Genomic DNA, 19,790 nt, shown 5'->3' with positions numbered 1-19,790 from the left:
GGCAGTAAGTCGGTTATACTTTACCAATGTTTTGCTAATACTTGGCAGAGCAACTTTACCTTTAGGCCTTTAAAATGATTAATAATGATATTCTTCGCCGCATCAGTACTATTTTTGACTTTAATGATGACAAAATACTTGCTGTATTTGCGCTAAGTGAATGTAAAATTACCCCTGAGCAATTAACTAACTTCTTCAAAGAAAAAGATGATAGCGACTATCAAGAGCTCGAAGATATGGAGTTAGCCAGCTTTTTAAATGGCTTAATCATTGATAAACGTGGCAAAAAAGATGGTCCTCAACGCCAAGCTGAATTAGTGCTTAACAATAATGCTGTTTTCAATAAGTTAAAAATAGCCCTGGCTCTAAAAGCTGATGACGTTATTGCTGTTCTTGAACTAGCCGAGTTGAGCTTAGGTAAATATGAATTAAGCGCATTTTTTAGAAATGAGAATAATAAACACTACCGGGCATGTTCCGACAATGTATTATCTGCATTTTTAAAGGGCTTGAAAATTAAGCTTCAGTAAAGTTTTATTAGAAATAAATATAGAAATAGCAGATACTTAGTGATGTTGGTAAAAGTTACCATGTAAAAGCAATAACCTCTCAAAGGAGTGAACTTAAGCTGTGAAAAAAATCACCCTTACCCAGGATGAAAACTTATCATTTCGGATAAGCCAACAACTGCAGCCGCAAGAATTTCAAACCTTAGATTTATACTTTTCCATTCCTGATGATATGGGCATAAGCCCGAGCACGTTATCTGAAGAAAATTACTTTCACAGTAGTATCAAAAGTTACAGTGCTTATTTTTCTGAACAGGTTCATTTACCGTTAGTGCGCAGCCGTTTTATCAGCCAAACCAAAGGCGAACAAACGGATTATCGCAGTAACTTAAACCTGTTTTCATTTCAATTTAGAATTGCTTTAGAAAAAGACATTAAGCAAGCGTTGAAAATTGAAGCTGCAGATGAGTTTTACCTGCATGTTATTGAGCTTGCCGAGCAAACTAAGGGCTTATTAAAAAAACTTCGTCGTTATACTCCGCCTGATCAACGATTAAGTTCCTACTTTGAGAATGTTGATAACTATTTAAGCTGGAAAACAGAACAAGCATTTTTAAACTTATTGGCCAATGGCCCGAAAAGTAGCGAGCAAAGTGAATCGCGAGAGGCATTGTTTGATTTATGCAGTAAAGAACATCAACATCGCGCCGATAATCAATACAATTCAAAAATTACCTTGGCAGATCCTAATAGGATCACTAATAAAATGCGTTTGTTGCAGCGCTTAAGCGAAATAGGCGTAGTATTTAAGCGCCAGACGAATAACTTAAATGCTAATTTAAAGCGCTTAGTACGAGGTACCATTACCACCATTATTATGGCCTTTGTGATGTCTATTGTGTTAAGTGCACGTTCTGCTTTTACCGAAGTGAGCTTAGTATTAATTGCCTTATTAGGATTGATTTACGGTATTCGTGAAACTTTTAAAGAAGATTTAACCAGTTACATTTGGCGTAAAATTCAGCATGGCCGGCCCAAGTGGCAGCATTTATTCAGCAATAGCTTAACCAAGAATAAAATATCATCACAAATTATTTGGCTTGAATACATTACTAAAAAACATTTACCTGAATACGTTGATAAACTTCTACAAAAGCGGCGTAGGCAGAACAGACAAGCTGCACAACTATTACACTTTAGGTGTGATGCAAGAGTTATTGCTAAAGACTTTATGCCCGGTTTTGAAGAGATCAAAAACCAATACATTTTTAACTTAACACCTTTCACCCGTTACTTAAAAAAAGGTGAAGGTCGCTTGTATTCAGTTGATGGCAGCAAAATAACTAATCAAGGTGTTGAACGCAGGTATCAGCTAAATTTAGTATTAGTGCAAGCCAATAAGCGCAATCAACGCTATATTCAGCGCTTTAAAATAACGATGAACCGTTCAAAAATTATTAATATTGAACCGATGCGCTCTAAACAAAATTTTGAATGTGAAGTGAGCGAAACTCCAGAAAAAATAAAGGTGAAACCATGACAAACGAACAACCCTATGCAATTGGTACTCCCGGTTCAAAGTGGGGAGCCACAGAAAAAGCACAATGGCTAGCGCTGCAAACGATTAAGCGTTCATATCAAGAAGAAGTGGTTAGTAAAATTGACGCTTTAAGAGCCGATTTTGATGTTGAGCAATATGGTGAGCTTTGTTATGACGAAAACTCTTATCCTTTATACTTAGTTAAATCTCGAAATTTTGATGCTAGCAAAGCAACTATTTTAGTTACCGGTGGTGTTCATGGTTATGAAACCAGCGGTGTACAAGGGGCAATCAGGTTTATTGAAACTAAAGCGCAGCAATATTCAGAACAATTCAACATTGTGGTAGCGCCTTGCATAAGCCCTTGGGGCTATGAAACCATTAACCGTTGGAATGCTAATGCTATTGATCCCAACCGCTCGTTTTATGCAAACAGCCCGGCACAAGAGTCTGCATTATTAATGCAATGCATTAAAAGCCTTGGCGTGGAAGTGTTTGCTCACTTTGACTTGCATGAAACTACCGATACTGACAACAGCGAGTTTAGACCTGCACTTGCCGCTCGTGATGCGGTTGAGCAAAAAAATTGGAATATTCCTGATGGCTTTTATGGGGTTGGCGATACCTTAAGACCTGAACGCGATTTTCAAAAGGCAATTATTCAATCAGTAGAGCAGGTGACTCATATTGCCCCCTCTGATGGCGACGGAAAATTAATAGGCGTAACTCTAGAGCAATTTGGGGTGATTAATTATGCTTGTAAGGAGCTTGGTTTATGTGCCGGTTTAACTGATGCTGTATACTGTACAACCACCGAAGTGTACCCAGATAGCCCTAAGGTTGATGATGAAAACTGTATTGTTGCGCAAGTAGCGGCTATTACCGGCGGTCTTGATTATATTATTCGTCAATAAAGTCAGATAACGTTATGTAAATTCGAGGTTATTGAATTAATGATAACCTTGGTATTTCTCTTCAATACTAAACTTTACTAACTTGCTAGGCGAATTAATATTAATCTTCAGCGTTGTCATTACGCTTAAAACATCAGCTTGCAAGTTGTTAATTTGCTTGCTTTCAATCGCCTTATCTAAACTTTGTTGATCGTCAAATACGCAAATAATCTGCAAACTGTTAGCACTTCTTTTCGCATCTAAAGTATGCGTTAACCAGCTAAAACCCGCGGTGATAAATTTATGCTGCTCGCAAACTTCGGTTAGTAGCCTAACCATCTGTTTTTCAGTGTTTTTATTTATAGGATCGTTTGTTTTTTTCATTCTTTTAAACCTGTGTAGGCTTGCACAACTGCTTTTGCGTTGATGTTAGAGCTTTTTAGCATTCGCGAATAATGATTTAAACACTGCTGCAGGTATTGCTGATGATCATCGTTATCAAAATCCCACATAATCGAACCAACATTAGATATTGGCGTAGTGGATTTTTTTGGGGGAGCTGTTGTTATGTGCATTATTTCATAGAAGCGGTTATTTTCTTTGATAATACATTCATTAATCAAATTGCAGTCTAGATTAATCAGCTCGGTTCGCACTTTGTAGTTGTGATGAACTGGGCATAATATAAATTCCAATAGCGCTTTCGGGTTGGAATATATGATGCTTTGTACAAGCTCAATTAATAAATCTCCGCCAACTCCGGCAATTATAACGAGTTGTTCCGCCTTTTCTGTCTCGCCTTGCTTAACTTTTGATAACGGAATGTTAGCGACATCAAGTGCATGTACTTGCCATTGCTTGTAATAATCTTCACCACTAAAAAACTGCTGCAGTTGCTTATCTAATTTTTCAATCAATGGTTTTGATATATCAACAAAGTGAATGGTATTTGCCGCTTTGCGTTTTAACAGCTCAATACCTAACAAGCCATGATCACAACAACAGTCCCATATATCTTGATAGCTGGCGGTGATCATAGTGTTTATTTTAGTTAATCGTTTACCTGTTCGCATTGAATGTTTTACTCTTGCTATATGGCGTGCTGTTTATCATGGTAAAAATTACTATGGCCATAATCACTGATGGTTTTCGATATGAGCTTTTGCACGCCGCGCTCTAAAGCCCAACTGTGCCAATAAAGTGGCATAGATAATCGCTTGTCAGGTGCTAAATCAATAAGTGCACCGCTGGCCAAATGTTCATCCACTTGTGTAGTTGGGATCAAACCATAGGCAAGTCCTGCAAGCGCCATCGTCACCACCACCTCAGATGAACGGATACGATGACAAGGAAAGTTAGCGTGTTGCATGGCAAAGTATTTTTTCAAATAATCATGGTGCATGGTATCTTTTTGATCGTAATAAATACAGGGTGCTTTATTTAAATTATCAATAGTTAAACCGTCTTTGAAATACTTGTTTATATAATCAGTGCTCGCACAGAGGATATAATCTATGGTGCCGATGTACTCAACCTTTACTCCGGCAAAACTGCGTTTTTGTGAACTGACGGCAGCGAAAACTTCACCTTTTTTCAATAGTTCTTGGGTGTTGGCTTCATTGGTCACTTGTATGTTTAGCTCGATTGGCTCTGTTTCTAAAATAGGTGTTAATGCCGGAATGAACCAGGTTGCTAACGTGTCGGCATTAACGGCAATTGATATTGGTATGGAGCCTTGGACATCGCTGGGCATAACATCGCCGACTAAGTCATATTCTAATTGCCGAACTTTGCGAAAGTGAGATAACAATTTTTGTCCAACAGTAGTTGCTTGAAGAGGCTGACTGCGGATTAAAACAGGTTTTGCTACTAGTTGCTCAAGTTGCTTAATACGTTGTGAAATTGCTGATTGGGTAATGTTTAGCGCCAATGCTGCTTTTTCAAAGCTTTGCTCTGTTATTACTGTATCAAGGGCATGAATAAGTTTGTAGTCGAGCGGTCGCATAGTACACCTAAGTTGCAATTTGATATTTAAATTTTATCGTATAAGTAAAATTAATAATAGTTAAGTTTATTTAATTTTACTTAACTAGTGTTTGTTCTTAATCTAGCGCTATGTTTATTGTTACTTATTAATTGGAACGCCGATGTCTACTTTATCTTTACTACCAGTGCTAAAAGGCTTCGTGATCGGAGCAGGAATGATCATTCCTATTGGTGCACAAAACTCTTATATACTGAGTCAGAGTATCAAACGCAATCATCATTTAGTCGCGGCTACTATCTGCATTATTTGTGATTTTTTATTGATGTCGTTAGGTGTTTTCGGTGGCGGCGCATTAATCAATAGTAACAGTATGGTGTCTTTGATTATCACTTGGGCTGGCATTGCATTTTTAACCGGCTATGGTTTACTGTTTTTTAAGAGTTTTTATCTGGCCAATAAAGATGAAATGTTAAAAGAAATAAAACCCAGTACTCGCAAAGCGGTGATCTTTACTACTCTGGCAGTAACGTTATTAAACCCGCATGTATATTTAGATACAGTGGTAATTATTGGTAGCATTAGTGGTCAATTTCCAGAGCATGAAAAGTACACGTTTTTAGTCGGCATAATGCTCGCATCTCTAGTCTGGTTTTACGCATTATCATTTGGCGCAGCCAAAATGTCACCTTGGTTAAGCCAGCGTAAAGTACAGCGTGTAATTAATTTATTAGTGGCGTTGATCATGTGGGTCATTGCTTACTCACTTTTCATTACGCTTTAATGTGAGATAGCAATTAACGAAATGAAAATAATATAAGCAGTTATAATTAATAAAATATTTAAACTTGAGGAGTAAATATGCGCTTTTTATCACGCCGCTTGGTAATGCCCAACGATTTAAATTATGCCAATTCGTTATTTGGCGGTCGAGCCCTTGAATGGATTGATGAAGAAGCGGCGATATACGCGATTTGTCAGTTAGAAACCAATTGCCTAGTGACCAAACATATCGGTGAAATTAGTTTTCAGGCGCCGGCTATGCAAGGTGATATTGTTGAGTTTGGCTTGAAAACCAAAGCCGTTGGTCGCAGCTCTATTACTGTCACATGTTTGGTACGCAATAAGGCGACTAAAACAACTATCTGTTTAGCCGATGATATAGTTTTTGTCGCCCTAGATCCCAAAACCAGGCAACCTATGCCGCACGGTAAAGATCTAGAAAGCTTAGAGCTGCAAACGTTAAGTGAAATTCGTTCGTTAAATATGGAAAAACCTGATTAATAATAGCTAGTTGTTCGCAAATAAGTTTATAGTACCTATAATACATTTGAGTATTAATAATAATGAAATAGGTACTATGACAGCTGCAACTTCTGACTCAACAACCTCAACCTCTGATACATTTAAACCGACTGATTTTATTAAAGAAGAACTTGACTTAGTTAATCAGTTTTATGAAATTGCCATAGAGTTTTTTGCTAATTATACCTTCCAGCTGATCGGTGCTTTCCTAATTTTCTTAATCGGTTATTTCATTGCCGGTAAAGTGTCTCAATGGGTATTAAAGCTATGTGAGCGGCATAAGCTTGATGTTACCTTAAGTCGTTTTATTGCAAGTGCAACTAAGATGATCTTGGTACTGCTTATTACCATAGTGGCTTTGGGTAAATTAGGTATTAGCATTACGCCATTTATTGCGACGCTTGGTGCGTTATCCTTAGGTGTTGGCTTGGCGCTGCAAGGCCTATTGGCAAACTATGCTGCTGGTTTTAATATTATTCTGATCAGACCTTTTGTTGTAGGCGATACGATAAAAGTGCAAGGAGTTAGTGGAATTGTTAAAGAGGTACTATTAGCTTATACAATTTTAGTTGATGAAGATGGTGTAGAAATTACCATACCAAATAAGCACATTGTCGGTGAAGTTCTGCATAACTCCAGCCATGATTCTTTAATGGAGTTAAAAGTAGGCATTGCTTATGAACATAACCCGCTAGAGGTCATTAATATGCTGACGCCTATTATTGAAAATATACACGTTTGCAGCAAACATAAAAAACCACAGCTTGGCATTGATGAGTTTGCCGATAGTGCCATCGTGATTGGCGTACGTTTATGGGTACCAACGGTAAACTTTTATGCGTCAAAATATCAAGCGTATGCAACAATATATGAAGCATTAGACGCTGCGAATATTAAAATACCGTATCCGCAACGAGATGTTCATATGATCTCAGGGAATAAATAATACCATTGTGCATAAGCATTGAGTTGATTATATACTTATACACATTGGTATAAGGCGTTGCTAAAGTGCAGCAACTAAAGAGTTTAATTCAGTCAGTAATTCTGGATTAGTTAATTGGTTAGCTTGCATATCAAAGTTGTCATAAAAACTTGGTAATTTAAAACTGCCCTTAACATCACCGGCAAAATATGGAGCCGACCCCGTGGCAGCGGCTAAAACACTTGCTGCGCCGCCAGGACCCGGCGATGAAGATAGTAAAATCATGGGTTTGTTTTGAAACACTTTTTGATCAATGCGAGAAGCCCAGTCAAAAATATTTTTGTAGGCTGCGGTATAGCTGCCATTATGTTCGGCAAAAGAAATCATAATGGCATCACCACTTCCTAACTTGTCAAAGAACGCTTTCGCACGTTCCGGCTGGCCAAGCTCAGCTTCTTTGTCTTCACTAAATAATGGCAGTTCATAATCATTTAAATCCATTAATTCAACATTACTGTTCTCCACTAGATTCGCGGCATAAGATACTAATGTTTTGTTGATAGACTTTGAACTTGATGTGGCGGCTAGGGCAATAATTTTCATTTGATTCTCTCTTAATTTACTTGTTTATCTGGGTGCGTTTAAGCTTAAGGTCATAATGGAGCAACTGAGTTTTAAAAAAAAGCGGATAAAATAGTTTAAATGATCCTATTTTTTCGTTTGTTCTGCTAAAAGCAATAGTTATACTGGCTGCTATTAATCATTTATCAACGAGAACCCAATGGCTTTATCTTCTTTATTACAACAACTAAATACCGCTATCGACACTATTGAATTTAACGATGTGATAAGTGTGATCAACGAACATTATATTTATACGCCAGTAACATTTAGCAATGGTGAATTAATTAATGATGCAGGAACTAACGAAGGTTCGTGCAAAATATTTGCTTTTGCCTTGCTGCATAATTTAACCGAACAGCAAACCTTGGCATGTTTTGGAAAATTTTATCGTGAAGATGTGCTTCTTCATCCTAACAGTGATGACCATGGCAATATTCGTACTTTTATAAAGCTGGGGTGGCAGGGCATTTCATTTACTGCAGACGCTTTAGTAACACGTTAGTGCATATTTTAATAAAAACAGTGTAACCATTGATGAACCAATTGCTTTCGAAACTCTGTGCATTTATTTTCTTATTCACCTTAATGATAAGTGCCTATGCTAACCAAGGCGGGGCATTAAGTGTCGATACCACTGCCGGTAAACCTGTTTGGGAAGTTGGTGTGTTTGCTGCTGCGTTTCGCGGGCCAATATATCCAGCGGCTGCTGATTATCAAAATAAGTTTTTACCTGTGCCATTTGTTATCTACCGTGGCGAGAAAATTCGCATTGGTGATGAATCATTAATTAAAGCTATAGCGGTAGAAAAAGAACGGTTTAAGCTCGATGTGTCACTCGGCGCTGCTTTTAATGCTGACTCAGACGATTCGAAAATTAGAGAGGGGATGCCTGATCTTGATTTTATGTTTGAAATAGGCCCAGAAGCGAGCTTTTTACTGCAAGATAATAAAGTAAGTGAAACTTGGTTGAACTTACAAGCCCGCTCGGTGTTTTCAACCGATTTTAGTGAAGTACACCATAGAGGTTATGTCTTTCAGCCGGAAGTGTCATATAAACGTGAAAATTTATTATTTAATGATTCGCGGTTTTATTTTAGCGTTTCACCAACCTTTGCCAGCGCGAAAACCCACCAATATTTTTATGATGTTGAGCAGCAATACGTAAATGCTGAACGCAGCTTTTATCAATCTTCAGGTGGTTATCTAGGTACTAAGGTGTCGGTTGCTAATCGCTTTCTAGTGAACAAAAACTTAATGGTATTTGTTGGCACTCAGCTCGGCTTTTGGCAAGGGGCTGAAAATTCTGCAAGTGATTTGTTTCAAGAAAAAATTACCTACGCCTTCGCTCTTGGTGTCAAATGGACTATGCTACAAAGTAGTGAGCATATAAACTAAAAGTCATTCCTCCCCCCTTGCACTTGCAAACATAACGCCGTATATTGTCTGGTCATACCAGATTGCGAGGTAACAACTAAAATCATGCAGCAAGAATCAATTTTTATTGAAGATCAAGGTCATCAATTACATTTAAAACATATCTATAACAATGCCGGAGGCGTCCCTATTTTAATGGTGCATGGCGTTGTCGAAAATGGCCGTATCTTTTATACCGAGCAAGGTAAAGGATTAGGGTGTTACCTAGCCGAACAAGGCTTTGATGTATATGTGATGGATTTGCGCGGCAGAGGCTTAAGTACACCGCTAATAAATGCTGAATCTGATTACGGCCAATATGAAGCCATTACTCATGATATCCCACTATTAATTGACTATGTATTTAATAAAACAGGTCAAGCTATGCATTTGATTTCCCATTCGTGGGGCGGTGTACTGGTTGCCAGCGTATTAGCCAGACACAGTGAACACCTTACAAAAGTACGCAGTAACTTATGCTTTGGTACTAAACGAATGATCACTATCGGCGGCTTTGAAAAATATTTAAAGGTTGATTTATTCTATAATCGTATTGCGCCAAAACTGGCTAAGCGTAAAGGCTTTTTGGATGCCGTTAAGTATAAAATTGGCGCTGATAATGAAACCAAGCAATCACTAGCTCATAGCATTACCTGGGTTAATAAAGGCCCATGGCACGACCCTTTCGATGGTTTTGATTATCAATCTGCCGCTGGTGAAATAGTTTGGCCGCCGACTTGGCATATTACCGGTATAAAAGACTCTATTTTAGGTAACCAAGTCGATGTGAAGCACTTTATAGAAGAGTCTAAAAACACGAATGCAAAATTTTCTTTATTAGCAAAACGCAATGGTAACGCAATTGATTATGGCCATATCGATATATTAACCAGTTCACATGCTATAAATGACCACTTTCCAGTAGTAGCCGATTGGTTAAAAGAATATTAACGTCTCAGCTTTAGCTAAAAGTGCTCAGCGCACCAGTCTTGTTGTTGCTGAGTAGATAAAAAACTCCAGACAATAAATCGGCTTATTTTATTGCCTTGCGCCATTTTAATTACTCGTACTTGTTTCGCTTTCGACTTATTCAGTGCTGATTTTAACGGTTTAATATTATCGCTTTTCGAGACTAGACAACTAAACCAAAGTACTTGTTGTGGATATTGTTTACTCTCGATGATCATATTGCGAATAAACCTTAGCTCGCCGCCTGAGCACCATAACTCTGCTTTTTGTCCACCAAAATTTAAATTAACTGATGCTGGGTTAGTTGCTGCTTTATTAAGGTTTTGCCATTTCTGTTCACTTCCTTTTGTAGCTTCCTCTAGAGAAGCATGAAAAGGTGGGTTGCACATGGTTAAAGCAAAGCGTTCATTTTCTTTAATAATATTGGTAAAGATATTATTAGTATTTTCTTGAAAGCGACATTCGATAGCGCCGTGTAGATTCTCATTGTTAGCAATATTTTGCTTTGCCGCTGAAATCGATAAGGGGTCAATATCGCTGGCGACAAATTGCCAGCCATTTTGCCGCTGGCCCAGAATTGGGTAAATACAACTGGCACCGGTGCCAATATCTAACACCTGAACTTTTTTCCCATGGGGAATTTTATTGTTATTAGTGGCTTTAAGTAAATCGGCTAAGTAATGAATGTAGTCCACTCTGCCGGGAATAGGCGGGCATAAAAATCCATCGGGAATATCCCAACGTTGTATTTGGTAATGATGAGCAAGAAGTGCCGCATTTAATGTTTTAACCGCATTAGCATCAGAAAAATCAATACTAAGATTTTGATACTTATTGGTATGAATAAACGGATTAAGCGCAGGGTAAGTGCTACCTAACTCAACAAAGTCATAGCCATCATTATGACGGTTACGAGCATGCATATTACTTTTTTTACTTGTGGCCAATTTTAAATGTTCCATCAGATAAAAACTGCACCACTTCTGAACGTTTTTTACCGATAAGTATTGGCCCATCGTCCATCATTAAAAAGTTTTTCCAGCAGCGTTTAAATACCGCCCAGGTAGTTTCAAGTACCTGCTTTTTACTGTTACAGTAATATACTGTGGTATTGTTTTGCCAGTTTAAATGTTCGCTAATTAATTCTGGTAAATCTGGGTTTTCGCCTTCCCAAGCTTTTTCCCACATGGCCTTGTCAATCCAGCTTGCATCATTAAAGGGCCAGTCGCCTTCTTTGAAAAAGTCGGGATGATCAACTTGTTTACTGATAAACTGTGCCCATAAAGCACTAGAACGAGCTGGTGACATGGCTTTAATGTTTTTTAAGTCTTGCTCGCTAATAGGCAAATTTTTAAAACGAAACACCCAAGCGTGTTTAATATCGTCTAGTGGTATGTAAGTCATTTTTTAGTTCAGATAAATATAATTATTGATACGGTGATTATATGATTTTTCTGCTTTAATAAAAATACAAAATTAATAAAGAGATAAGTATGTCTTCAGATAGATTTGGCACCAGTGCTAATTATAAAAGTAAAGAGCAGGGCTATCGTGACCGTGCGTTAAAGTTATTTCCTTGGGTATGTGGTCGCTGTGCACGTGAGTTTGAATATTCAAACATTAGAGAGTTGACTGTACATCATATCGATCATGACCATACAAATAACCCAAATGACGGCAGTAACTGGGAGCTATTGTGTATATATTGCCATGACAACGAACATGCTAAGTATACTGACCAAGACCAATACAGCCGTGAAGTAAAAGCTGGCGATAACAATCAAGATTCTGCCACCTATAACCCATTCGCAGATCTAAAGTCGATGTTGAAGAAATGACATTTTCTAGCTTACACTCTGTGTAACTATCAAATGTCACCCTGAATTCATTTCAGGGTCTATGTGTGACTATGAAAATGTCATTATTAACTAACAGTTGCGCTCAATAGCTGTTAATATGCGCGCCAATTTTTAGTATTCAATTTAACGGAGTTCATCATGCACGATCTGTATTACAAAGGGCGTATCCATACCAGAGTAAACCACGTAAAAACAGGTTATAACACTAAACGTATCGTTAAGCTTGGTACCGAGAAAAATCCGTTGACGCTAGTGGTTACTAGCGTAGCAAGAAAACTAGAAGTAGAGACGTTAGTTGCCGACAATGAGCTATTTGCCGATATCACCGTAGATAGCTCCGTCGATGAAAATATCAATGAACTTAACACTATACTAAACAAACCAAGCACGACTACGTTTGACAAGACCCCGAACCGTAATGAGCCTTGTTCATGCGGCAGTGGTAAAAAATACAAAAAATGTTGTGGCTAGCAATTTAGACTAACTACAATAACCAGCCATACAGCTGAAAACTACCTAGACTCGTCATACCGGTGAAACCGGTATCTATTAATTTAGCAACTCTTTAACGATAAGCTTTAATAAAAACGTTTCTCGTTCAATCGACATTCCCTTTTTATCACTATTAGCCATTGTGTGTTCATTGTGCTCTATTGCATGGTAAATGTTTTTCCAAACAGGTTGCATACCATTTTGAATTTCATGCGCTTCAAACTGGGTAGCGCCTAATTTATTGTCAATGCTGCAGGTAAAACAAAATGATTCCATATGCATAATATCAAAGTCGTCTTTGTACCAAGGTCGAAACTCTTCATAACGACCAAAGACTTTAATGTTACGAACATTAGCCGCGCCGGTTTCTTCCATTAATTCACGTATTAAACCTTGTTCAAGATCTTCGCCCTCATCTATACCGCCTCCGGGTAAGGTATAATCATGATAACGCTCGGTATAAAGCAATAAGATATCTTCGCCATTTAAAATTATGCCGCGTGCGGCTTGACGATGAAAACTACGACCACACAAGTTGTTAATGTCTGGATGTGTGGTTGTTCTTAATAAGCGCATTGTCGTAATTCCATAATTGCTAGCAAGCAAAAGACTTGAAAGGCGCGCAGTATACTGAAAATCCCCCGCTGTGGAAAATTTAAACTTGCTGTAGCAGGTAAAAATACATTTTTATTACTGTGAAGTGATGAATAAAAGCGTAGAATAGCGGGCATTATGGGGCAAAGGCTCCTAAACTAGAATTTAACAGGTTTTTGTAAGGTTGATCATGGCAAAGAGTCAAAAATATAGTGTTAGTGTTGTTGAGCAAAACGACAGTACTTGGTGTGCGAAAATAGAGCGTCAAATCACTTCCAAGAAAAAAGTGGTTTCGAAACAACAAGATGGTTTTGCAAGCGAATCTGAAGCGACTACCTGGGCAGAACAAGAGCTTGCTACTTTTATTAGCGCGCAGCAAACCAGTAATAAACGCCACGGCGAACAGCGTTCAATTCGTGATGAAAAAGCTGATATTCTTGCTCAAAAGCAAGATGACGCAAAATTTGAACGTAAAGAAAAAGCGCGTGCTCGAGCGCTTGGTTTAGAAATGCCAATGTTCGATGACAGCGATGAAGCTGAGCAAGACTAGAACTTAACAATTAGGATTTTTCATGAGTAAAGCGCCAAAATATACATTTCGAGTAGTTGAAAAACGTAACAGTACTTGGACTGCTGAAATTCAGCGCCAAGCAACGTCGAAAAAGAAAGTTGTGTCAAAACGTCAAACTGGTTTTGCCAGCGAAGCTGAAGGTGTTGTTTGGGCTGAAAATGAACTGAAACAAGTGTTAGCTAATCATGTTGCTCGTAATAAGCGTCATGATGAAGACCGAGCTGAACAATATAAAGATAAATTAAAAAAAGCCGAGCTTGCCGCAGCAAAAGCAGCGTTAGCAAACGAAGAAACGGCTGACAGCGAAAATACTGAAGAAAGCGAACAGTCATTTACCTTAAGTGATGTAGAGCAAGAAAAGGCTATTAGCGATCTGCAAGAGCTGGAACAATTGGAAAGTGATGATTCTGAGCAAGAGTTGTCTGATAAACCTGCTCGATTGAAATTTGATTTTGAACTCGACCTTGAAGAAGCCGAACTTGCTGAAGAAGAAGCGAAGAATAAGGCAAAGGCGAAAAGTAAAACTAAAGCTGATAAGCAAGACTCTGCTGAAGGAACTGATGAAGCTGAAACTGCCGATGGCGCAGAAGTGAATTCTATTTATTTACAAAATAAGTAAATTTACTGTTTGAGCAATAAAAACATGAAAGCCGAACGTTACCGTTCGGCTTATTCTTTCTAGAGGCTTCAGCTTTACTGTTGAAAGTTTTTCATCATAGCTATCGCCATTGCTTCCGCAACTTTAATACCATCAATACCAGCCGATAATATACCGCCCGCATAACCAGCACCTTCTCCCGCAGGATAAAGGCCTTTCGTATTAAGGCTAGTTAATAGTTCTTTATCTCGAGTTATTTGAATTGGCGATGAGGTACGGGTTTCAACCGCGGTAAGGGTTGCGTCCTTCATTGAGAAGCCTTTAATTTTACGCTCAAAGGCAGGAATTGCTTCACGAATAGCATCAATAGCATACTGCGGTAGGGTTTCACTTAAATCACAATAGGTAACGCCAGGTTTATATGATGGCACAACGTCACCATGTTCACCGCTTGCGCGGCCAGCTAAAAAGTCGCCAACTAATTGTGTAGGCGCATCATAACTTGCTCCGCCTAATTTAAATGCAGTTTCTTCAAGGCGACGTTGAAATTCAATGCCGGCTAACACATCACCAGGGTAATCTTCAGGAGATATGCCTACCACAATAGCACTATTAGCATTACGCTCATGTCGTGAATATTGGCTCATTCCGTTGGTTACCAAACGACCTTCTTCTGATGCTGCCGCAACTACGGTGCCGCCAGGGCACATACAAAAACTATAAACCGAACGACCATTTTTACAATGGTGCACAAGTTTATAATCCGCTGCACCTAAAATAGGGTGGCCGGCGTTTTTACCGAAGCGGGCATCATCGATTACTGATTGCTCATGCTCGATACGAAAGCCAACGGAAAAAGGTTTAGCTTTAATGTAAACGCCTTTATTAAACAACATTTTAAAGGTATCACGGGCGCTGTGACCAATTGCCAAGGCAATATAATTAGTCTCTATTTTTTCACCTGTGGCAAGCGTTAAGCTTTGCACTTGCTCATTTGCAATTTCAATATCATCAACGCGTTGACTAAAGCGTACTTCGCCGCCCAGTTCGTGAATTTTTGCACGCATTTGCTCAACCATGGTCACTAGTTTAAAAGTACCAATGTGTGGCTTGCTTACGTATAAAATTTCTTCCGGTGCGCCGGCGTTCACAAATTCATGTAATACTTTTCGTGAATAGTGCTTAGGATCTTTTACTTGGCTATAAAGTTTGCCGTCTGAAAATGTACCGGCACCACCTTCACCAAATTGCACATTGGATTCTGTGTTTAATATTTTTTTACGCCAAAAGCCAAAGGTGTCTTTAGTGCGCTCACGAACTTCTTTACCGCGCTCTAAAATGATAGGTTTAAAGCCCATTTGTGCTAACACTAAACCAACAAATAATCCACATGGCCCCATACCAATTACTACAGGGCGTTGCGGCAAATTATCTGGCGCCTGTGCAACAAATTTATAACTAGTATCAGGCGTTTCTTTAATGTTACTGACATTTGAAAATTTAGCTAATAGCTCAGTGTTTACTTTAGTGTCTACATCCAAGGTATAAATCAATACGATGGCATTTTTTCGACGTGCATCATAACCACGTTTAAACATTGAGAAATTTACAAGTTGCTCTTCACTGATCTGCAAACGTTCAAGAATGGCATCTTGCAGTTCATGTGCTTGATGGTTTAAATCTAATTTTATGTCGGTAAGACGGATCATTAATGGTTATTCCAAATAAAGGCTGAAATTAGGTGAATATTTAGCAAGTGCATAATTATAGCTGCTATTTTACCTTAAGCTGGCGTTGTGACAAACAAGATATTGAAATTGTTGCCAAGCAAGGTATGATCAGGCCAATAAATTGCTTTACACTTTCTAAGAGAACTCTATGGCTTTTGTTGTTACCGACAATTGTATTAAATGCAAATACACCGATTGCGTAGCAGTATGTCCTGCGGATGCCTTTTATGAAGGGCCTAACTTTTTAGTAATAAGCCCTGATGACTGCATCGATTGTGATTTGTGCCCGGTTGAATGTCCTGCTGGGGCAATATTCCAAGAAGATGAAGTACCAGAGGATCAAAAAGAGTTCATCAAGTTAAATGCAGAGCTTGCAGAAATTTGGCCTAGGATCACTGAGGTCAAGGCACCCCCTAGTGATGCAAAAGAATGGGATGGAGTGAAAAATAAAATTAACCATCTAATTATTGAAGAATAAAATTTTCGGTTAATTAATAGATATCACCGATAAACTCAATTTGAGTTAAGTACAAACGCAGTTCAAATTCTAACTGATGGTAGTCAGGCAACATATGGTTGCATAATTTATAAAATGCTTTGTTATGTTCTTTTTCTTTTAAATGCGCCAATTCATGCACGACGATCATTGATAAAAACTCAATGGGTGTTTTCTTAAAAAGCGCGGCGACTCTAATTTCATTCTTCGACTTTAATTTTCCACCTTGCACACGTGTAACGTAACTGTGTAAGCCCAAAGCGTTGTTGATCACATGAATTTTATTATCAAAGGTGATTTTACTTAACGGTGCTGATTTTTTTAAGTATTGATTTTTTAAGTCTTGAACAAATTCACGCAGCTGATTATCGTTAGCAATACCATGCGTATTCGGGTATTTGTTTAGCAAAAAATTTGCCAGTCGCTTTTCATCGATAAGCGTTTTTACTTGTGCCTGTATGTCTGCAGAATATGCGGAAAGGTATTTTAAGTGCTTGCTCATATATACTAAGTTGATTAAATAAAACGGCTTATTTTACGATGTTAAAAGGATAATTACTATTAAGGAAATATGATGGCGATAAACCGTAGCCGACTAGATAAATTTTTGAGTGAAAGGTTCAATATTAAGCGCAAAGATGTGCGGCTTTTGCTCGCGCAAAAAAGGGTACTTGTTGATGAGCAACTTGCTTTAGATGTTGACTTGATTATTGATACATTTTCTCTGATAACCGTTGATGGAGAGATAGTTCAAAATAACCAGGCAAAGTATGTGATGTTACACAAGCCTGTAGGTGTAGTTAGCGCCACTAAAGATGACATTCATCAAACCGTCATTGATTTACTCGACTTTCCCTATAAACATTCATTGCACATTGCTGGCCGGTTAGATTTAAACTCATCGGGATTATTACTGCTAACCAATGACAGTAGGTGGTCAGAAAAGCTGTCAAAACCTAACAGTAAAGTAGCAAAAATTTATCAAGTTACTTTAGGGAATAAGCTTACTAACGATATGATCTCGGCATTTTTAACAGGAATGTATTTCGAGTTTGAGAATATAACAACCAAACCGGCAAAATTAGAAATTTTGTCCGAGCATATAGCCAGAGTAGAATTGGTTGAAGGCAAGTATCATCAAATAAAACGCATGTTCGGCCGCTTTAGAAACCCGGTAGTGAAATTACATCGTCAATCAATTGGAAGTTTGGCGCTTGACGAAAATTTAAAGCCTGGAGAAAGTAGGGAGCTATCCTCTTTTGAAGTGAATAGCATTTAATATCGACTTAGTAAAAAGCCGAACAGATATCTGTTCGGCTTAGCATTAACTTTGGATGATTATTAGGTGAACTAACCGAATATAGTGCGCATTAATCCTATTGCTTGCTCTACCGTTTTACCATCTTTAACACTATTAACAATGGTGCTGCGCATATCAAGTAAGTACTCAGGAATATCGTCCCCCTCAAGAGCCTTATCTACAAGCATCTCAGCTGACTCTTTACTGCGTTTCATTCCTTTTACCACACCTAAGGTAGTTTTCTTTGGTTTGTCACGCAACTTAATGAAATTTGAGTTTTGTGCTTGCGACTCATCAGCAAATAGGAATATATCAACTAATATTGCTCTAATGTTCCACAATTTTAATTCTTCTTCGTCTGTTGGTGCTGCTTGGTTATACCAATGAAAACTGTGCAATGAGAGCACCATGTCTTGATAATAACTATCAAAGTTCTGGTTGTTAAACTTAGCAATATTCAAACCTTGGCAAAGCACACTTAAATTATTATTAGTAATAGCGATGAACACATCAGGACGACGCATCGCCAGTAAACGAGTTGCTACTACTAATGGCGCTTTTTCACCATCAGTATGATCAGTAAAAATGGTTTTAAAGTCTTTTACAAATGCTTGGTATTGAACTTTAGTTACAGTCCCTTCTAATGGGATATGGTTCAATGCAAGATCAAATTCTTGCGGGTGTGTTTGTAGTAAGTGATGGAATGTTTTCGCGCCTTTAGTACTACCAAACCATTCAACATCAAATTGGAAAATGCTTGGATCATGTTTTACCGTATGTTTGCCGGTGAATACCAAGCGATCTTCTTCAATCATTTGCTCTAAAGGTTGAGTGCGCAATTGTGCTATATAATTCATTAAGGCAAGGCGCTCATTTAACGATTGTAATGCTTCTTGCTCTTTAATAATGCTGGTAAATATTGGCCATGGCGCAATACGAACCATTTTAAGTTGCGTTAATGAAATGCCAAGCTCGAGTGTGTCTTGGAGTTTTTTTAGTGGCGCAAATTGTTTCTCGTCCAGTAAGTCCATGTTTAAGTCATGTTTACATATACGATGTAGTTCTTTACACCAACCGAGAAAGTCTTCCGGGTGGTTGGTTACTTTTACTGCCATTAAATTTAGAGATAAGTCGGCAATGTATTTTAACGCCGTTTGGTAAATGTTGTTTTCGCTATCGCTAAGCGATAATTTTGCCGGGGAGGTAAGCAATTTTCTCATGAAACTAAAAGGACTCTACAAAATGGTATTAGGAAATTGGATGGCGATTGTACTTAGATTTAACATCTTAGCAAGCCGAAAACAGCGGTTTTTATCAATAAATTTTTGATTGATGTTTTAATAATCAGTAAACGTTTGGTTTAGTTAAACTTATTAAACAGGCATAAAAAAAGAGATAATAAATTATCTCTTTTTGTTTAATTACCGACGGGTAATTTTAATCTACAGTAATACGTTGCCAGTCATCATGTTCACTAATACGAACAGAGCGAGATTTTTTACTTTTCGCTTTAATGTCACTATGCTCAACATTAATTTGATTAATCTGTCCTGGCCATACATCTTGTAATGCAGCCATTTTTACATAAACCGCGGTTAATACTTCCGGCTGTTTTATTTCTTGGTAGACCCAAAAAAATTTGCCCTCTACTTCAAAACCAACGCTGCCTAATGGTAATAATTTCTTTTTGTCATCAAGTAAACGAAATTTATTCTGTATGTACTCGGCAAACTCTTGCTGGGTTTCGCTAGAGCCAATTAGATCAGCATGTTTATTAAGTAACTTTACTAAAGCATGTTCGGCATCATGAATATAAAACCGATGCGATACTTCAATGTTATGCGTACGATCATTAAATAAAATTGTGCTATACGCTTCTTTTTGCTGATGAGCAGCAGCTAAACTGCTCACCAATAACGTTACAGTTGTGAGTAAAATAGCAAGGAATTGCTTTTTAAATTTATACAGTGTCATTACTATTTACCTTT

26 protein-coding genes are annotated in these 19,790 nt (G+C 38.1%); 15 read left to right on the top strand and 11 right to left on the bottom strand.

The window, feature by feature from the left end:
* The first annotated feature begins 74 nt into the window (after positions 1–74).
* From RI844_RS08475 to RI844_RS08465, 3 genes are all read left to right on the top strand, one after another.
* On the top strand, positions 75–530 hold the full coding sequence (locus tag RI844_RS08475) for a YehS family protein (RefSeq protein ID WP_348398013.1): 456 nt from the start codon (positions 75–77) through the stop codon (positions 528–530).
* A gap of 100 nt (positions 531–630) precedes the next feature.
* Positions 631–2,049, top strand: a complete 1,419-nt coding sequence (locus RI844_RS08470; RefSeq protein WP_348398012.1) for a hypothetical protein — start codon at positions 631–633, stop codon at positions 2,047–2,049.
* On the top strand, positions 2,046–2,963 hold the full coding sequence (locus RI844_RS08465) for a M14 family metallopeptidase (protein ID WP_348398011.1): 918 nt from the start codon (positions 2,046–2,048) through the stop codon (positions 2,961–2,963). Before RI844_RS08470 ends, RI844_RS08465 begins: the two co-directional genes overlap by 4 nt.
* Before the next feature lie 36 nt (positions 2,964–2,999).
* On the opposite strand, the gene RI844_RS08460 is transcribed toward RI844_RS08465, so the two are convergent.
* Genes RI844_RS08460 through RI844_RS08450 form a run of 3 tightly spaced genes read right to left on the bottom strand, consistent with a single transcriptional unit; the run spans position 3,000 to position 4,947 of the window.
* Positions 3,000–3,326, bottom strand: coding sequence for a hypothetical protein (locus RI844_RS08460; protein WP_348398010.1), 327 nt, complete (start codon positions 3,324–3,326; stop codon positions 3,000–3,002).
* Positions 3,323–4,015 carry a tRNA (adenine(22)-N(1))-methyltransferase gene (locus tag RI844_RS08455; RefSeq protein ID WP_348398009.1) on the bottom strand — a complete coding sequence of 231 codons (693 nt, stop codon included), beginning with the start codon at positions 4,013–4,015 and terminating at the stop codon, positions 3,323–3,325. The genes RI844_RS08460 and RI844_RS08455 overlap by 4 nt, the downstream gene beginning before the upstream one ends.
* Positions 4,016–4,032: 17 nt before the next feature.
* Entirely contained in the window at positions 4,033–4,947 is a 915-nt protein-coding gene (locus tag RI844_RS08450) for a LysR family transcriptional regulator ArgP (RefSeq protein WP_348398008.1), read from the bottom strand.
* Positions 4,948–5,089: 142 nt separating this feature from the next.
* Between RI844_RS08450 and RI844_RS08445 the strand changes: the two genes are divergently transcribed.
* From RI844_RS08445 to RI844_RS08435, 3 genes are all read left to right on the top strand, one after another.
* Positions 5,090–5,710, top strand: a complete 621-nt coding sequence (locus tag RI844_RS08445; RefSeq protein ID WP_348398007.1) for a LysE/ArgO family amino acid transporter — start codon at positions 5,090–5,092, stop codon at positions 5,708–5,710.
* Between the two features lie 77 nt (positions 5,711–5,787).
* Complete coding sequence (locus RI844_RS08440; RefSeq protein ID WP_348398006.1) at positions 5,788–6,210, top strand: acyl-CoA thioesterase; 423 nt, start codon at positions 5,788–5,790, stop codon at positions 6,208–6,210.
* A gap of 76 nt (positions 6,211–6,286) precedes the next feature.
* A complete protein-coding gene (locus RI844_RS08435; RefSeq protein WP_348398005.1) occupies positions 6,287–7,177 on the top strand; it encodes a mechanosensitive ion channel family protein in 891 nt (296 codons plus the stop codon).
* A 60-nt stretch (positions 7,178–7,237) separates the two neighbouring features.
* Here the strand turns inward: RI844_RS08435 and RI844_RS08430 are convergent, their stop codons facing one another.
* Positions 7,238–7,759 (bottom strand): NADPH-dependent FMN reductase, encoded by a 522-nt coding sequence (locus RI844_RS08430; protein WP_348398004.1) that lies wholly within the window; start codon positions 7,757–7,759, stop codon positions 7,238–7,240.
* A 178-nt stretch (positions 7,760–7,937) separates the two neighbouring features.
* On the opposite strand from RI844_RS08430, the gene RI844_RS08425 reads away from it, so the two are divergent.
* From RI844_RS08425 to RI844_RS08415, 3 genes are all read left to right on the top strand, one after another.
* The gene (locus tag RI844_RS08425) at positions 7,938–8,282 is read left to right on the top strand and encodes a HopJ type III effector protein (RefSeq protein ID WP_348398003.1); all 345 of its coding nucleotides are present in this window, start codon (positions 7,938–7,940) and stop codon (positions 8,280–8,282) included.
* A gap of 32 nt (positions 8,283–8,314) precedes the next feature.
* Positions 8,315–9,175: a MipA/OmpV family protein gene (locus RI844_RS08420; RefSeq protein ID WP_348398002.1), complete on the top strand. Its 861-nt coding sequence runs from the start codon at positions 8,315–8,317 to the stop codon at positions 9,173–9,175.
* An 84-nt stretch (positions 9,176–9,259) separates the two neighbouring features.
* Positions 9,260–10,144: an alpha/beta fold hydrolase gene (locus RI844_RS08415; RefSeq protein WP_348398001.1), complete on the top strand. Its 885-nt coding sequence runs from the start codon at positions 9,260–9,262 to the stop codon at positions 10,142–10,144.
* A gap of 14 nt (positions 10,145–10,158) precedes the next feature.
* Here RI844_RS08415 and rlmF read toward each other — a convergent pair whose 3' ends face one another.
* Positions 10,159–11,109, bottom strand: a complete 951-nt coding sequence (rlmF, locus tag RI844_RS08410) for a 23S rRNA (adenine(1618)-N(6))-methyltransferase RlmF (RefSeq protein WP_348398000.1) — start codon at positions 11,107–11,109, stop codon at positions 10,159–10,161.
* Positions 11,096–11,566 (bottom strand): DUF2947 domain-containing protein, encoded by a 471-nt coding sequence (locus tag RI844_RS08405; protein ID WP_348397999.1) that lies wholly within the window; start codon positions 11,564–11,566, stop codon positions 11,096–11,098. The genes rlmF and RI844_RS08405 overlap by 14 nt, the downstream gene beginning before the upstream one ends.
* An 89-nt stretch (positions 11,567–11,655) precedes the next feature.
* Between RI844_RS08405 and RI844_RS08400 the strand changes: the two genes are divergently transcribed.
* Together RI844_RS08400 and RI844_RS08395 are read left to right on the top strand one after the other, a co-directional pair.
* Positions 11,656–12,000 (top strand): YajD family HNH nuclease, encoded by a 345-nt coding sequence (locus tag RI844_RS08400; RefSeq protein ID WP_348397998.1) that lies wholly within the window; start codon positions 11,656–11,658, stop codon positions 11,998–12,000.
* 159 nt (positions 12,001–12,159) lie between these two features.
* Entirely contained in the window at positions 12,160–12,492 is a 333-nt protein-coding gene (locus RI844_RS08395; RefSeq protein ID WP_348397997.1) for a PBPRA1643 family SWIM/SEC-C metal-binding motif protein, read from the top strand.
* Between the two features lie 78 nt (positions 12,493–12,570).
* On the opposite strand, the gene RI844_RS08390 is transcribed toward RI844_RS08395, so the two are convergent.
* Positions 12,571–13,089 carry an NUDIX hydrolase gene (locus RI844_RS08390; RefSeq protein WP_348397996.1) on the bottom strand — a complete coding sequence of 173 codons (519 nt, stop codon included), beginning with the start codon at positions 13,087–13,089 and terminating at the stop codon, positions 12,571–12,573.
* A 208-nt stretch (positions 13,090–13,297) separates the two neighbouring features.
* Here RI844_RS08390 and RI844_RS08385 point away from each other — a divergent pair, with 208 nt between their 5' ends.
* Together RI844_RS08385 and RI844_RS08380 are read left to right on the top strand one after the other, a co-directional pair.
* Positions 13,298–13,657 carry a DUF3622 domain-containing protein gene (locus RI844_RS08385; protein WP_348397995.1) on the top strand — a complete coding sequence of 120 codons (360 nt, stop codon included), beginning with the start codon at positions 13,298–13,300 and terminating at the stop codon, positions 13,655–13,657.
* Between the two features lie 22 nt (positions 13,658–13,679).
* Positions 13,680–14,297 carry a DUF3622 domain-containing protein gene (locus RI844_RS08380; RefSeq protein WP_348397994.1) on the top strand — a complete coding sequence of 206 codons (618 nt, stop codon included), beginning with the start codon at positions 13,680–13,682 and terminating at the stop codon, positions 14,295–14,297.
* Between the two features lie 74 nt (positions 14,298–14,371).
* On the opposite strand, the gene RI844_RS08375 is transcribed toward RI844_RS08380, so the two are convergent.
* Positions 14,372–15,985 carry an NAD(P)/FAD-dependent oxidoreductase gene (locus RI844_RS08375; RefSeq protein ID WP_348397993.1) on the bottom strand — a complete coding sequence of 538 codons (1,614 nt, stop codon included), beginning with the start codon at positions 15,983–15,985 and terminating at the stop codon, positions 14,372–14,374.
* Between the two features lie 169 nt (positions 15,986–16,154).
* On the opposite strand from RI844_RS08375, the gene fdxA reads away from it, so the two are divergent.
* The gene (gene fdxA, locus RI844_RS08370; RefSeq protein ID WP_348397992.1) at positions 16,155–16,484 is read left to right on the top strand and encodes a ferredoxin FdxA; all 330 of its coding nucleotides are present in this window, start codon (positions 16,155–16,157) and stop codon (positions 16,482–16,484) included.
* Between the two features lie 13 nt (positions 16,485–16,497).
* Here the strand turns inward: fdxA and RI844_RS08365 are convergent, their stop codons facing one another.
* Positions 16,498–17,004, bottom strand: a complete 507-nt coding sequence (locus RI844_RS08365) for a M48 family metallopeptidase (protein ID WP_348397991.1) — start codon at positions 17,002–17,004, stop codon at positions 16,498–16,500.
* A gap of 72 nt (positions 17,005–17,076) precedes the next feature.
* Between RI844_RS08365 and RI844_RS08360 the strand changes: the two genes are divergently transcribed.
* Positions 17,077–17,781 carry a pseudouridine synthase gene (locus RI844_RS08360; protein ID WP_348397990.1) on the top strand — a complete coding sequence of 235 codons (705 nt, stop codon included), beginning with the start codon at positions 17,077–17,079 and terminating at the stop codon, positions 17,779–17,781.
* Positions 17,782–17,852: 71 nt separating this feature from the next.
* Here RI844_RS08360 and RI844_RS08355 read toward each other — a convergent pair whose 3' ends face one another.
* Together RI844_RS08355 and RI844_RS08350 are read right to left on the bottom strand one after the other, a co-directional pair.
* Complete coding sequence (locus RI844_RS08355; RefSeq protein WP_348397989.1) at positions 17,853–19,022, bottom strand: hypothetical protein; 1,170 nt, start codon at positions 19,020–19,022, stop codon at positions 17,853–17,855.
* A 217-nt stretch (positions 19,023–19,239) separates the two neighbouring features.
* A complete protein-coding gene (locus RI844_RS08350; RefSeq protein ID WP_348397988.1) occupies positions 19,240–19,776 on the bottom strand; it encodes a DUF6702 family protein in 537 nt (178 codons plus the stop codon).
* Positions 19,777–19,790: the final 14 nt, after the last annotated feature.

The sequence above is a fragment of the Thalassotalea fonticola genome (assembly GCF_032911225.1).
Lineage (GTDB): Bacteria > Pseudomonadota > Gammaproteobacteria > Enterobacterales > Alteromonadaceae > Thalassotalea_A > Thalassotalea_A fonticola.
Note: the sequence above shows the minus strand (reverse complement) of the source record. Positions and strands in the feature narration are given on the sequence as shown.